Annotated in this window: 13 protein-coding genes; 10 read left to right on the top strand and 3 right to left on the bottom strand. The window is 49.5% G+C overall.

Translation table 11 applies throughout. The features are described from left to right. Positions 1–150: 150 nt before the first annotated feature. Positions 151–753: a 30S ribosomal protein S4 gene (gene rpsD / locus ON064_RS12615; RefSeq protein WP_121301150.1), complete on the bottom strand. Its 603-nt coding sequence runs from the start codon at positions 751–753 to the stop codon at positions 151–153. Positions 754–1,079: 326 nt separating this feature from the next. On the opposite strand from rpsD, the gene megL reads away from it, so the two are divergent. Continuing rightward, positions 1,080–2,288, top strand: a complete 1,209-nt coding sequence (gene megL, locus ON064_RS12610; protein ID WP_407951619.1) for a methionine gamma-lyase — start codon at positions 1,080–1,082, stop codon at positions 2,286–2,288. 41 nt (positions 2,289–2,329) lie between these two features. On the opposite strand, the gene ON064_RS12605 is transcribed toward megL, so the two are convergent. Next, positions 2,330–2,809 (bottom strand): GAF domain-containing protein, encoded by a 480-nt coding sequence (locus ON064_RS12605; protein ID WP_274625035.1) that lies wholly within the window; start codon positions 2,807–2,809, stop codon positions 2,330–2,332. Positions 2,810–2,838: 29 nt separating this feature from the next. Then, positions 2,839–3,639: a histidinol-phosphatase HisJ gene (gene hisJ / locus ON064_RS12600; RefSeq protein WP_274625034.1), complete on the bottom strand. Its 801-nt coding sequence runs from the start codon at positions 3,637–3,639 to the stop codon at positions 2,839–2,841. Positions 3,640–3,789: 150 nt separating this feature from the next. Here hisJ and ezrA point away from each other — a divergent pair, with 150 nt between their 5' ends. The 9 genes from ezrA to ON064_RS12555 all read left to right on the top strand — a co-directional run bounded on the left by ezrA (position 3,790) and on the right by ON064_RS12555 (position 13,916). Then, positions 3,790–5,484 carry a septation ring formation regulator EzrA gene (ezrA, locus tag ON064_RS12595; RefSeq protein WP_121301146.1) on the top strand — a complete coding sequence of 565 codons (1,695 nt, stop codon included), beginning with the start codon at positions 3,790–3,792 and terminating at the stop codon, positions 5,482–5,484. A gap of 58 nt (positions 5,485–5,542) precedes the next feature. Then, the gene (locus ON064_RS12590) at positions 5,543–6,655 is read left to right on the top strand and encodes a cysteine desulfurase family protein (protein WP_274625033.1); all 1,113 of its coding nucleotides are present in this window, start codon (positions 5,543–5,545) and stop codon (positions 6,653–6,655) included. Next, on the top strand, positions 6,652–7,854 hold the full coding sequence (gene thiI / locus ON064_RS12585) for a tRNA uracil 4-sulfurtransferase ThiI (protein ID WP_274625032.1): 1,203 nt from the start codon (positions 6,652–6,654) through the stop codon (positions 7,852–7,854). The genes ON064_RS12590 and thiI overlap by 4 nt, the downstream gene beginning before the upstream one ends. Before the next feature lie 268 nt (positions 7,855–8,122). Continuing rightward, on the top strand, positions 8,123–9,697 hold the full coding sequence (mbcS, locus tag ON064_RS12580) for an acyl-CoA synthetase MbcS (protein ID WP_274625031.1): 1,575 nt from the start codon (positions 8,123–8,125) through the stop codon (positions 9,695–9,697). A 127-nt stretch (positions 9,698–9,824) separates the two neighbouring features. Continuing rightward, positions 9,825–10,757, top strand: a complete 933-nt coding sequence (gene rarD / locus ON064_RS12575) for an EamA family transporter RarD (RefSeq protein WP_274625037.1) — start codon at positions 9,825–9,827, stop codon at positions 10,755–10,757. Between the two features lie 61 nt (positions 10,758–10,818). After that, on the top strand, positions 10,819–11,829 hold the full coding sequence (gene sppA / locus ON064_RS12570; protein WP_121301198.1) for a signal peptide peptidase SppA: 1,011 nt from the start codon (positions 10,819–10,821) through the stop codon (positions 11,827–11,829). 14 nt (positions 11,830–11,843) lie between these two features. After that, on the top strand, positions 11,844–12,413 hold the full coding sequence (locus ON064_RS12565) for an RDD family protein (RefSeq protein ID WP_274625030.1): 570 nt from the start codon (positions 11,844–11,846) through the stop codon (positions 12,411–12,413). Positions 12,414–12,449: 36 nt separating this feature from the next. After that, positions 12,450–12,956 carry a thiol peroxidase gene (gene tpx / locus ON064_RS12560; protein WP_274625029.1) on the top strand — a complete coding sequence of 169 codons (507 nt, stop codon included), beginning with the start codon at positions 12,450–12,452 and terminating at the stop codon, positions 12,954–12,956. A 36-nt stretch (positions 12,957–12,992) separates the two neighbouring features. Then, on the top strand, positions 12,993–13,916 hold the full coding sequence (locus ON064_RS12555) for a class I SAM-dependent methyltransferase (protein WP_274625028.1): 924 nt from the start codon (positions 12,993–12,995) through the stop codon (positions 13,914–13,916). Positions 13,917–14,029: the final 113 nt, after the last annotated feature.

Raw genomic sequence — 14,029 nt, 5'->3', positions numbered from 1 at the left:
ACGCCTCCTTTATATGGCTACAGTGTAGCATAGCCCGCGAGAGGAATCGACGAAACCCGCATCTTTCAATGTAAAGGATAAAAAGCTGGCCGAGGAATAATTGCATAGAAAAAACCCTCCAGGCGAACCTGGAGGGTTTTCGTCAATCGATTAACGTGAGTAGAACTCAACGATCAATTGTTCGTTGATTTCAGCAGACAATTCGCTGCGCTCTGGGAGACGTACGAATGTGCCTTCTTTTTTGTCAGCGTCGATTGAAACGTATTCTGGAACGAAGCTGTTAACTTCGATTGCTTCGTTAACAACATCAAGGTTGTTGGACTTTTCGCGGAAAGCGATTGTTTGTCCTGGTTTCACGGCGTAAGACGGGATGTCTACGCGTTTGCCATCAACAAGGATGTGGCCGTGGTTTACCAATTGGCGAGCTTGGCGGCGAGTGCGCGCAAGGCCGAGGCGGTAAACGACGTTGTCAAGGCGTGTTTCAAGCAAGATCATGAAGTTCTCGCCGTGTTTGCCTTCCATTTTACCAGCTTTGTTGAACAAAGTTTTGAACTGGCGTTCGTTAACTCCGTACATGAAGCGTAGTTTTTGTTTTTCTTGCAATTGCAAACCGTATTCAGAAACTTTACGGCGTTGGTTAGCACCGTGTTGACCTGGTGCGTAAGGGCGTTTTTCGAGTTCTTTACCTGTGCCGCTCAAAGAAATTCCAAGGCGACGTGACAGTTTCCATGCTGGACCTGTATAACGAGACATAGTGAGTCTCCTCCTCTAATTTGGTTTTTAGAGTAAAATAAAAACCAGATGTATTCATGCTGCAAGCCATTTTGTTTTCATGTACCTTCGCTCAGCAGCCAAGAGTTACGCGATACACCTCCGCAGAGGAACAAAATGGGCAAACCCGCACATACAACTGCTGCGATTATTTTACACAAAGGCTAGTATACCCGATATCGGCTGCCGCAGTCAATGGATAAAGTAGGGGAAGTGCAGAAATGAGACTTTCTTTTTCTGAGCCCTCAGAGTAAAATGGAGATAGTTGTAAATGTAAGCGCTTTCTATTTTTCTTGAGGGGTGTATGAATGATGAGACAAAAGAAAAAGTTTGAAACAGCAGTGATTCATGAAGGTTATGACAGTTCTGTGCATCATGACAGTTTGGCTACGCCGCTTTATCAAACGTCCACGTATTCGTTCGCGAATGCCGAACAGGGAGAAGCCCGTTTTGCTGGGGAGCAGGACGGAAATATTTATTCGCGCCTCGGCAATCCGACAGTGCGCGTCTTGGAACAGCGCATGGCGGAGATCGAAGGCGGGGGAGGCGCGCTGGCATTTGGGTCGGGGATGGCTGCAGTCAGTGCGATCCTTGTCCATTTGACGAAAGCCGGTGACCACGTGCTGTGTTCGCGTGGGATTTACGGCTGCACATTCGGCTTATTGGAAATCATGGAAGAAAAGTACGGCATTACGCACTCGCTCATTGCGATGACGACTGAAGAACAAATTGAACAGGCGATCCGGCCGGAGACGAAAGTCATTTACGTCGAAACGCCGATCAACCCGACAATGGAACTCGTCAATTTACGTGCGGTTGAAGCCGCCGCCAAAAAGCATGGCTTGCGGGTCGTCGTCGATAATACGTTCAGTTCGCCGTATTTGCAGAATCCACTCGAGTTCGGTGCGGATTTTGTGCTCCATAGCGCGACCAAGTATTTGAACGGCCACGGCGATGTCGTCGGCGGCGTGCTAGTCGGAGCGGATGCAGAAGAGATGCAGTTGATCCGCATGACCGTCCAGAAAGATTTCGGGGGCATCATGTCGCCATTCGATGCCTGGCTGTTGATCCGTGGATTGAAGACTTTGCATGTACGGATGGACCGCCACATCGATAATGCGGAAAAGATAGTCGCGTTTCTCCATGGCGAACAGGCAGTCAAACGTATTTTGTATCCATTCGATGCCGGACATCCACAAATGTCGATTGCCAAAGACCAGATGCGCCGCGGCGGCGGATTGATTTCATTCGAGCTAGAAGGCGGGAAAAAACAGGCGCAGGAATTTTTGAATGCCTTGTCGCTCATCAAGATTGCGGTCAGCCTCGGGGATGCCGAAACCTTGATCCAGCATCCGGCAACGATGACCCACGCGGTCGTGCCTCCGGAAGAGCGGGAGCGGATGGGCATCAGCGATTCACTTGTGCGCTTGTCGGTCGGGCTTGAGAACGTCGAGGATTTAATGGCCGATCTGGAGCAGGCTTTCGCTCAAATTAAATCCAATTTGCAGGAAATCTAAAAAAGATCCCGGCAGACTGTCTGCCGGGATCTTTCGTGCGTTTAGATGTGCTTCAATAAGGTTTCTGCAAATTTTTCAAGCCCGATGCGGTCTTCTTCAGTAAAACGGGCAAGTTCCGGGCTGTCGATGTCGAGTACGCCGTATGCTTCACCGTCTTTGAATAGAGGGATGACAATCTCTGAGCGGGATGCAGCATCGCAGGCGATATGGCCAGGGAAGGCGTGGACATCATCGATGAGCATCGTTTCATTTTTGTCGATGGCCGTACCGCATACCCCTTTTCCGACCGGGATGCGGACACAAGCCGGCATTCCCTGGAATGGGCCAAGGACAAGCTCGCCATCTTCCATCAAATAAAATCCGACCCAATTGATGCGGTCAAGGAATTGGCCAAGCAATGCAGAAGCATTCGATAAATTGGCGATGCGGTTCGGTTCGCCTGCAAGAAGGGCGTCCAATTGTTTATTGAGCAGGTTGTATTGCTCTTCGCGTGTGCCGCTGTAAGTGGATGTAGCAAACATGGAATCATCTCATTTCTAAAAGTTTCTATTTAATAGTGTTCAGTATAAAAGCGATCCGCGTATTTGTGCAAGCCTTCAGCACTATGGGCGTCGGACCCGAAGACGAGCGGTATGCCGAGTGTACGTGCATAGGAGATATAAGGCTCCGGCGGATAGAATTCCAGGCAGCCTGGTTTTGACAGTCCCGCGGAATTGACATCCAGTTCATAGCCATGTTCTTTTATCATTCTGAGGATTTTACGGATGCGCGCATCGTCATCGATTTGTTCCTGATGGATGTGCTGGAATTTATGGCATAAAGTCGGATGGCCGATGCGTTTCGGTTTATGGGGCCCGAGGTCTGCCAATATGGAAGCTTCGACCGTATCATAATACAGGTCGTAAACGGCTTGTACAGAACCCATATCTTTTGCAAGGTCCATAAACACTTCCGCACTGAAGTCAGAGCAGATCCAGCGGTCTTGATAGCGCAGAAAATGGACCGACAGAATGGCGTCGTCCAGTTTTGGCCCTGCTTGTTCGAGCAGTTGCGCTGTCTGTTTTTCGAAGCCTTCGATAAAATCCACTTCCAGGCCGCTGCGGATCCGCATACCTGGCGCTTGCGCTTTGGCTTTATCGAGCGCTTCGAAATAGGCTGGCAATTCGCCCAATTCCATGCCGCTGTCTTGATCGGGTGTCGTATCCGTAAAGCCTTCTGGCAAAGGGGCGTGCTCGGTAAAGCTGATATCCGAGAAGCCATTTTTTTCCGCTTTTTCGATATAAGCCCAGAACGGGTCGCTTGTTCCGTGGGGGCAGAATGGGGTATGGATATGGCCGTCGCGTTTATTCATAAAGTTCACCATCTTTTCAATTTGATAAAATTATTCCCTGTTTTCTTCTAATTTGGCAAACAAAAGAGTAGAATACATGTTAAAATAAAAGAATCATTAAACATACTTATGTAACCGGTAATGTATTTGGAACAGGGGGCTAAATGACTTATGATGGAGTATATCATCATTGCGGTCATCATTCTATTGGCGCTGCTTATCATCGGCATGGTGTTTCGAAAAAAACACAATGCGGAAATCGAGCGTCTGGAACAACTGAAACTGCAACTAAAAGAGAAACCAATTATGGAAGAACTTACTAAAGTGAAACAATTAAACTTGAACGGCCAGACAGAGGAAATGTTCGAGCGCTGGCGTAATAAATGGGACGAAATCATGGATGTCGACATCCCGAAAATAGACGCAACACTCTATGATGCAGAAGAATCGATCAAGCGCTTTAACTTCCCGAAGGCTTCCAAGCTTGAAAAACAAGCCGAAGTGAAAATAGATGACGCCGATCAGCAAATCGCGGTCATTTTCGCGGAACTGGACGAGTTGATCGGCAGCGAAGAGAAAAACCGCAGCGAAATGGATCTGATCCAGGACAAATACGTTCGTGCCCGCAAAAACTTGCTCGCGCATAAGTCTTCGTACGGCGCAGCTGCCGGGCCGCTTGAGAAGCGCTTGGAATCATTTGTCCAACGCTTCGAGGAATACGACCAGTTGACGGATGAAGGCAATTACTTAAGAGCGCGGGAGACAGTCATCAATTTATCGGCTGACAGCGCACAAGCCTTTATGCTGGTAGACGATATCCCGATGATGCTGACGGAAATTGATGAGAAGATTCCGCAGGATTTGGCGCAACTGCGCCAAGGCAAACAAGAAATGGAAGAGCAGTCGTATTACCTCAACCATCTTGGGTTGACCGAAAAGATCGAAGAAATCGAACAAGAGCTGGCTGTCTTGAAAAAACAACTGGAAACTTTGGAAGTAACCGATAGCAAGAACCGTGTCGACGAAATAAAAGACCGGATCGATGCCATGTACGACCTGCTTGAAAAAGAAGTAGCGGCAAAACATTATATCGACCAGCATCTGATGGACACAGAGCGCCACCTGCAAGTGGTTGCGCGCGATACCCAGGAACTGGAAGAAGAAAGCCGTTATGTGCAGCACAGCTATAAAATTACGGACCAAGAAGCGGCAATTCCGAAGACTTGCCTAGAGAAAGTCGAACAGCTTGCAAAGCGCTTTGAACTATTGGCGAACCGGTTGGAAGAAGACCAATCCGCCTATTCAAGCCTCCAAGATGAATTGATGCACATCCGTGAAGATTTGACGATCGTCGATTCCACGCAGATGGACTTTACCGATGCATTGAAAAACTTGCGCGTCGAGGAAAACAAGGCCCGCATTCATGTGGAGGAACTGAGGCGCCGCCTTCAAGAGACGGACCGCATGTTGCATAAAGCGAACATCCCGGGCATTCCGGAAGACATGGATGTCCGTCTCGAGGAAGCCGAAGAGCATTTGTTTGTCGCGATGCGCGCGCTTCGCGAAGTGCCCCTTAATATGAAGCTAGTCGATAATTATATGGAACAGGCAGAAACGAGCATTACGGATGTGGAGATCAAAGCGAAAGAAATGGTCGAAAACGTCTTGCTGGTGGAACGCATTATCCAGTACGGAAACCGTTACCGGAAGACGAATCCACAGCTTCACGCCCATCTTTTGGAAGCGGAAGAATCTTTCCGCCAAATGCGCTATACGAAAGCGCTCGAAGAAGCGGCGACGGCTGTCGAGAATTTCGAGCCCGGTTCGATGAAACGCATTGAAGTGCTCGTAAAAGACAAGGACTAAGAAAATAACGAAACCACCAGCAGACAAGCTGGTGGTTTTCTTTTCGGAGGGATTGCTAATGATTTATTTGGATAATAGCGCAACGACCGAACCCGACCCGCAAGTGCTCGAAACCTATGTAAAGGCGAGCAGCCGTTATTTCGCGAATCCGGCTTCGCTGCATCGCCTGGGAAACGAAGCGGAAGATTTACTCGAGTCGGCGCGCAGCCAGATCAAGGGCCTGCTCGACTTTGGGCGCATAATTTTCACATCGGGCGGCACCGAAGCGAATAACCTGGCGATTCGGGGGGCCGCTCATGCCAATCAAGAAAAAGGCCGGCACATCATCTCGTGCAAAACCGAACACCCATCGGTTCTGGAACCGTTGAAGCAACTCGAAAAAGAAGGATTTGAAATCACACTGCTTTCAGTCGATAGAAAAGGCGCAATCGATCTCGCTGACCTGCAGCAGGCGCTTCGGGAAGATACAATTCTCGTCAGCCTGATGCAAGTCAATAATGAAATCGGCACGATCCATCCGCTGGCGGATATTCGGCGCATGCTCAACAACCACCGTGCGTTGTTTCATGTGGATGCCGTTCAAGGTGCCGGCAAGCTGCCGCTTGGCGAGCAGGAGATGCCGGATTTACTGACCGTCTCTGCGCATAAGCTTCACGGATTGAAGAACAGCGGGATTTTGGCCGTCAATAAGGCGGAACTCGAGCCGATTTTGTTCGGCGGCGGCCAAGAAGACGGGCTTCGCAGCGGGACGGTCTCGGTTCCGAACGCTGCAGCAATGGCAAAAGCATTGCGCCTTGCAACACCAAACCCCGATCATCTAGAATGGAATGCAGAATTGCGCAGCTTTTTCTCCGGATACAAAGACATTTACATCGTCAGCCCATCCGGCGCAGCGCCACATATCCTGGCTGTGGCGATCAAGGATGCGCGCGGGGAAACTTTAGTCGGTGCCTTGCAGCAAGAAGGTGTCATCGTTTCCACTTCGAGCGCCTGTTCTTCCAAGAACAAGCAGGCAAGCCACGTCATTGAAGCAATCGGCCTGCCGCGCGAATACCGTGACGGCACGATCCGCATCAGCTTTGGCGCCATGACCACCCGTGAAGACATCAGTGAATTGAAGAAACGTTTCCATAAAGCGCATCAATTGATCAAAGGAGTCGAACAATCATGAAAACCAACCAAATTCTTATCCGCTACGGCGAGCTGTCGACAAAAGGCCGCAACCGAAAAGCGTTCATCTCACGGCTCCGCAATAATATACAGACTTTATTCGCAGGCACGCCGACTTTGCGCATCAAAGCAGAACGCGACCGGATGTTCCTGTTCTGCGACGATGAACAAGGCATGGAAGACATTGTGTCTCGCTTGCCTTACGTGTTCGGCATCCAGTCGTTCAGCCCTGTGACACAAACCAGTCTGGAATTGGATGATATGAAGCACACCGCTTTGGCGATTGTCAGCAAGATGGATACTAAGGACAAGAGCTTTAAAGTTTCCGTCAAAAGGCCAAACAAGGAATTTCCTTACGAAAAACCGGAGATCATGCGCACGATCGGGGGATATGTACTCGGCAATACGCCCGAACTGACAGTCGCGATGAGACACCCTGATATCGACTTGAATGTCGAAATCCGCAAAGACGCCGCTTATATGATGGCTGAAACCATCCAAGGCGCAGCCGGCTTGCCGATCGGCGCAGGCGGCAGGGCGCTATTGATGCTGTCAGGTGGTATTGATAGCCCTGTTGCGGGATATCATATGCTCAAGCGGGGAGTCAGGCTTGAACTGATCCATTTCTTCAGCCCGCCGTTTACAACCGAGCGCGCAAAAGAGAAAGTGCTCGATCTTGCCGAGAAATTGAGCGGCTTCGGGTCGCCTGTCACTTTGCACATCATCCCGTTCACTGAAATCCAGCAGGAAGTCCATAAGCAAGTGCCGGACAATATCACGATGACATCCACGCGCCGCATGATGATGCGCATAGCGGATGCTGTGCGCGCAAAAACGGACGCTAAAGCAATCATCACAGGCGAAAGCCTTGGCCAAGTCGCCAGCCAGACGCTTGAAAGCCTGCAGGCGATCAACGCAGTGACAAACACGCCGATTTTGCGCCCCTTGATCGCACAGGACAAACTTGAAATCATCGAAACGGCGCAAGCGATCGGCACATACGATATTTCCATCCGGCCATATGAGGATTGCTGCACGATCTTCACGCCGGCCAACCCGAAAACGAAACCGAAAACCGATAAAGTGGAGCATTACGAGAGCTTTGTATCATTCGACGAAATGATCGATCGAGCGGTAGCAGAGCGCGAGATCATTGAATTCCCGAGAAAGAAACAACAGCGTTTCGAAGACTTGCTGTAATCCGATTCACTCGAAAAGCCCAGCCAAGAACAGAAAGTTTGTTCTTGGCTGGGCTTTTGTTATGACATAAATTCGTTATTCTATTAGAACGATCACTTGAAATATTGATATTGGTTTTGGAAGTAAATCAATGGTGTCGATTTGATTAAGTTAGAGAATCAATCGAAATTGAAGTTACTGCGTTTTAAATAATTATTTTGAATAATTAAATATCTACTGTATAATAATATAAGAATAATATTAGTTCATTGGCAAAGGGGAGATTGGAATGAAACGCGAACAATTGCTGGCACCTGAAAACTATAATTTGGTGGAAGAATTCGAACGCTTTGCGACTGGGGACGGGCGCAAAGCGATCATTTGGGAAAATGAGCAAGGGGAAAAGAAGGAACTTACATATGACGAATTAATTCAACAAGCAAACCGTGCAGCGAACAGCTTCGAGAAAGCTGGCCTAAAAAAAGGCGATGTCGTATTGGTCATGGTGCCTCGCCTCGTCGAAGCCTATGTAGTTTACACTGGGGCATTGAAAGCAGGGATCGTCGTCATTCCAAGTTCTGAAATGCTGCGGGCGAAAGACATCTCTTACCGGCTGAATCATAGCGAAGCCAAAGCGGTCATCGCGTATGAACCGTTTCTGGGCCAATTCGAGGGAGTTGCAGAAATGGATGGGCTGACGAATTTCGTTATTGGCCAAGGATCGAATTCCTGGATTTCATTGACGGACGAAATGGCTTTAGCTTCTGATCGTTACGAAGCGGCACCGACCAAGAATGACGATATGGCGTTTCTCTCCTACACATCGGGGACGACCGGCAATCCCAAAGGCGTTGTCCATAGCCATGGCTGGGCGTACGCGCATTTGCGCACCTCTGCAGAGCATTGGCTCGGGGCAAAAACAGGGGATTTGGTGTGGGCGACGGCGAGTCCGGGGTGGCAAAAATGGATCTGGAGCCCGTTCCTCGCGACACTTGGAAGCGGGGCGACGGCATTTGTCTACAACGGCAAATTCGACCCGGCAGTATACTTGGAGTTGCTGGAACAGCGGAAAATCAATGTGCTATGCTGCACGCCGACAGAATACCGCCTGATGGCGAAGCAGAAAGATTTGGCGAAATACGATTTAAGCGCGCTTCACAGTGCCGTGTCAGCCGGCGAACCCTTGAATGCTGAAGTGATCGATGTGTTCCGGAAGCATTTCGAGTTGGATGTACGCGACGGCTATGGGCAGACTGAGAACACCTTGCTTGTCGGCACGATGAAAGGCACAGAAGGGCGCACAGGTTCGATGGGCAAACCGACACCAGGCAACCGGGTGGAAATCATCGACGATAACGGCGAGCCTTGTGCCGTTGGAGAAGTCGGGGATATCGCTGTGCATGTCGAGACGCCGGCGCTGTTCAAGGAATATTTCAAAGACGCCGAGCGGACGCAAATGCAGTTTCGCGGTGATTATTATGTAACGGGCGACAAAGCGTCGAAAGACGAAGAGGGCTTTTTCTGGTTTGAAGGGCGCGGCGATGACATCATCATTTCTTCAGGCTACACGATTGGGCCGTTCGAAGTGGAAGATGCACTCGTCAAGCATCCCGCCGTACAGGAATGCGCTGTCGTCGGTTCGCCGGATGAAATCCGCGGGACGATCGTGAAAGCGTTCGTCGTCTTGACTCAAGGGCATGATGGCGGAGAAGAGCTCATCAAGGAACTCCAGAACCACGTTAAGGAATTGACGGCGCCGTATAAATATCCGCGCGCGGTCGAGTTCCGCACCGAGTTGCCGAAAACCGCATCCGGCAAGATCCGCCGCGTCGAACTGCGGCAAGCCGAAAACGCAAAAAAATAATAATTTAGCCAAAAGCCTCCGCTTATACCGGGGGCTTTTGCTGTATTTACTTTCCAATAGGGCAGGCATATAATGGGTCTATTATTTCGTGAATAAAAATATTTTAAGAATGGTGCGCGATGCGAAGATGACGGAAGAGAAAAAAGGAACATTACTGACGATTTTAACTTATACGATTTGGGGATTTCTCCCGATATTCTGGAAACAAGTTGACCATGTGCCCGCTGATGAATTATTGGCTGGCCGCATTTTCTGGGCGTTTTGGCTGACGCTTGGCTTTATCGTGCTGACAGGAGGCGGCAAGCGGTTCGTGGAAGATGTCAAGTCTTTATGGAAGTCGAAGAAAACCTTCTTCCTGCTCATGCTTGCTTCGTTTCTCATCTCCGCCAACTGGTTCTTCTATATTTATGCGGTAACCAATGACCGGATCGTCGAAACCAGTCTTGGCTATTACATCAATCCGTTGATTTCTGTGCTGCTCGGCTCGTTCTTTCTAAAGGAAAAGCTGTCGCCGGCGGTAAAAATTGCGTTTGTGCTTGCCGCAATCGGCGTTTCGGTGATCACGATTTCCTATGGCACGCTTCCTTGGCTCGCGCTTGGCATGGCGTTCAGTTTTGCGTTCTACGGATTGATCAAGAAGACCATCCAATTGAATGCGTTAAGGGGGCTTGCAATCGAGACACTGTTCGTGCTGCCGTTTGCAACCGCCTACTATGTTTATTTGTTTTCAATCGACCGTGCGGCATTCCTGCATAGCGGCGTGTCGACCGACCTGCTCGTCATCCTCAGCGGCTTTTTGACTGCTTTGCCGCTATTGCTATTCGCCATGGGCGCGCCGCTCATTCCTTTGTATATGATCGGCTTCCTTCAATACATTGCCCCGAGCTTGATGCTGTTGATCGGCGTCTTCCTTTATGGGGAGAAATTCGGCTTAATATCGGTCATTTCCTTCTCGTTTATCTGGAGTGCTTTGATCCTGTTTACTGGATCGAAAATTGTGGAGGCAAGGCGGACAAGGAAGAACCGCCATTTAGTTGGTGCCGAATTTAGCGGAAAGTGAAACATTTTGAATGCTACTGCGTATAGTTAAATGGAATACTTAAGGAGGGAACTGAAACATGATGAACACAAAACGATGGATTGCCTTGCTGGCCGCTGCTGCTTTGCTGGTGATATCTCTAGTCATTAACTCGGCTTTTTCAGTGCTGCAATCGGATTTCACTTCAGGCTTTGACGATTGGACAGGCATGGAACAGACGGCTTTAAGCGAACAAGTGGTTGAGTCAGGCGATACGTCCAACCGGATTGCCGTATTGAATGTGGACGGGGCGATCCAAGATACAGGGGAGTCTTCCGTATTTGCCGCTGCCGGCTATAACCATGATTTGTTCATGGAGCAATTGCAGGCTGTTAAGGAAGACAGCAGCGTCAAAGGAGTTGTGCTGCAAGTCAACTCCCCTGGTGGAGGGGTCGTTGAGTCCGCTCAGATTCACGATAAGATTAAGGAGATCCAGGAGGAAACCGGCAAGCCGCTGTACGTTTCGATGGGTGCCATGGCTGCATCAGGCGGTTATTATATTGCCGCGCCAGCTGAAAAGATCTTCGTCAGCGAAGAAACCTTGACAGGATCGATCGGCGTTATCATGCAAAGTGTCAATTATGGCGAATTGGCAGAACGCTACGGCGTGGATTTTGTCACCATCAAATCGGGGCCATACAAAGACATCCTGAGCCCGACACGTGAAATGACAGAAGAAGAACGTGCGCTTTTACAAGACATGCTCGACAGTTCATATGAAGAATTTGTCGACGTTATCGAAGAAGGGCGCGATATGACCGAAGCGGAAGTGAAGGAATACGCGGACGGGCGCATCATGAACGGCCGCCAAGCAGTTGAAGCGAACCTTGCGGACGATTTCGGCTTTGCAGAAGATGTCATCCAGGCGATGCGCGATGATTTCGATCTAGCCGATGCCGAAGTTTTCGAGTACGGTGCAGGAGATGACTGGTCCTCACTTTTCGCGATGAAGGCAGGCTCATTTTTCGGCATGGACATGGAAACGAAGTTCATCTCGGATATGCTGTCCCAAAACAGCGGGCCGCGCATGATGTATCTATACGGTGAAAACTAAGGAGGTGGAGAAGCATGACTGATCACGTCAACAATGATGGGGCGGAGCGAGCGGCTGCAACTCCGCCGGTCCGGCCGGAAAACGATCAGATTCTTTTTTATGAACGCAAGCCGGCTGGTTTCTGGATGCGCTTTTGGGCGTATTTGATTGATATCCTGGTTATTTCGGCAGTTTCTTCTATTTTGATCCGCCCGTTGTTTGCGCTCTTCGGGTGGGAAACGGCTGAAACGGCATGGTACGCGCCTTATGCGATTTTGACAGCGATTGTCTTTTACGGTTATTTTGTCCTGATGACCAAATTTTTCGCGCAGACGGTCGGCAAGATGATTTTCGGCCTGCGTGTTGTTTCGCTGAAAACGGATCGTTTATCCTGGTCCACTTTATTGTTCCGCGAATGGATCGGCCGCTTCATATCAGTGACGATCTTGCCTTTGTACTGGATTGTCGGCTTTACGCCATTGAAGCAAGGCGTACATGATTTTATCGCGGACACGACCGTTGTCCACGAGGAATCCTACCGCAAACAGCAGATGGCGAGAAAACGGCTGGAAGGGTCTCAGTTGCAAGAGAGTGAAAGCATTTAGTATGATAAAGGTAATCTGAAAGGGAGGCGTTGCAATTTGGTACAAATCACATTCAAGCAAAACCCTGTAACATTGCCAGGCAATGAAGTGAAAGTGGGCGATCAGGCACCGGATTTCACGGCGCTATCGAATAGCCTGGAACCGAAGACCTTACACGATTTCAAAGGCAAAGTGCTTTTGGTCAGTGTCGTTCCATCACTCGATACAGGAGTATGTTCCGATCAGACAAAACGCTTCAGCGATGAAGCGGCATCACTCGGAGAAGACGTCGAAGTGCTGACGGTTTCCTGCGACTTGCCATTCGCGCAGAAGCGCTGGACAGAAATTAACGGTGTAGACTCGATCACGACATTGTCTGACCATCGTGACCTTTCGTTCGGTGAAGCGTATGGATTGACGATGCAGGAATTGCGTTTGTTGGCACGTTCCATTTTCGTAGTCGACACAGACGGAAAAGTTGCATATGTGGAATACGTGGCAGAAGGCACCGATCACCCTGATTACGACAAAGCACTCGAAGCAGTTAAAGAGCTGACAAACTAATACCAGGAAAGGTTTCCTTATTGAGGACGGAGATTTATGAATTCATCGATGGAAAGCATTTTTACGGCGATTGACAATGAAACGGTGTCGATCCAAAAACAGGAAGAAAATTCCTATTTGGAAAGTTTGCTTACGACGACCGAGCGCTGGCTGGACGGGCAATTAACTATCGCACAAGACGCAACGAAAGAAGATATGCGAAAAGCGATCCAGCTGTCGATTTTGAAAGGCATGAAAGAGCATGTCCAGCCCCATCACCAGATGACGCCGGATGCTCTCGGCCTGTTGATCGGCTATCTAGTGGAGCTATTCGTCAAGGAACAACAAGCGACTGTCCTGGACCCAGCTGCGGGCACGGGCAATCTACTGTTTACGGTAATGAATTATTTAGATGGCCGCATGAGCGGAACAGCTGTCGAACTGGATGACCTGTTGATCCGCCTTGCTTCGAATATCGGCAATTTGATCGAGCAGCCAGTGACCTTTTATTTGCAGGATGCCCTGCAGCCACTATTGATCGATCCGGTCGACTGCGTCGTTTCCGATTTGCCGGTCGGTTATTATCCGGACGAAGCGACTGCATCGAATTATGAACTAAAAGCGGAAGAAGGCATGTCCTATGCCCATCACCTGTTCATCGAGCAGTCCTTGAAGCATACGAAAGAAGGCGGCTATTTGTTCTTTGTCATTCCACGCAACATCTTCGAGTCGCCGCTTGCCGGGCAATTGCATAGCTTCCTGAAACAGCAGGCGCATATTCAGGCGGTGATGGAACTGCCGGAGAACATCTTCAAAAATGCCCAGCATGCAAAAGCCGTCTTGGTTTTGCAGAAGAAAAAGGACGGCTTGAAAGCTCCGAAAGAAGTGCTTCTTGCGCGTGTCCCGAATATGTCGAAGCCGGAGACGATGGCGAAGTTCTTCACACAAGTCAACGGATGGTTCAAAGAAAATAAATCATGATACAAGCCGGCCCTATCCGGATAGGGCCGGTTTTTTATCAGGTTGTGCAGAAATTCAGCAACCGTATTTTCCGAAGCTTATCGCTCGCTTTCCGTGGGGCGGGAATCGAGCCT

It is taken from the genome of Planococcus sp. A6 (assembly GCF_028823615.1).
Taxonomy (GTDB): Bacteria; Bacillota; Bacilli; order Bacillales_A; family Planococcaceae; genus Planococcus.
Note: the sequence above shows the minus strand (reverse complement) of the source record. Positions and strands in the feature narration are given on the sequence as shown.

Coding starts and splice junctions, on each gene's coding strand:
- rpsD (WP_121301150.1), bottom strand. CDS start 753: ATGTCTCGTTATACAGGTCCAGCATGGAAACTGTCACGTCGCCTTGGA.
- thiI (WP_274625032.1), top strand. CDS start 6,652: ATGAAAACCAACCAAATTCTTATCCGCTACGGCGAGCTGTCGACAAAA.
- ezrA (WP_121301146.1), top strand. CDS start 3,790: ATGATGGAGTATATCATCATTGCGGTCATCATTCTATTGGCGCTGCTT.
- rarD (WP_274625037.1), top strand. CDS start 9,825: ATGACGGAAGAGAAAAAAGGAACATTACTGACGATTTTAACTTATACG.
- hisJ (WP_274625034.1), bottom strand. CDS start 3,639: ATGAATAAACGCGACGGCCATATCCATACCCCATTCTGCCCCCACGGA.
- ON064_RS12590 (WP_274625033.1), top strand. CDS start 5,543: ATGATTTATTTGGATAATAGCGCAACGACCGAACCCGACCCGCAAGTG.
- ON064_RS12555 (WP_274625028.1), top strand. CDS start 12,993: ATGAATTCATCGATGGAAAGCATTTTTACGGCGATTGACAATGAAACG.
- mbcS (WP_274625031.1), top strand. CDS start 8,123: ATGAAACGCGAACAATTGCTGGCACCTGAAAACTATAATTTGGTGGAA.
- sppA (WP_121301198.1), top strand. CDS start 10,819: ATGAACACAAAACGATGGATTGCCTTGCTGGCCGCTGCTGCTTTGCTG.
- ON064_RS12605 (WP_274625035.1), bottom strand. CDS start 2,809: ATGTTTGCTACATCCACTTACAGCGGCACACGCGAAGAGCAATACAAC.
- ON064_RS12565 (WP_274625030.1), top strand. CDS start 11,844: ATGACTGATCACGTCAACAATGATGGGGCGGAGCGAGCGGCTGCAACT.
- megL (WP_407951619.1), top strand. CDS start 1,080: ATGATGAGACAAAAGAAAAAGTTTGAAACAGCAGTGATTCATGAAGGT.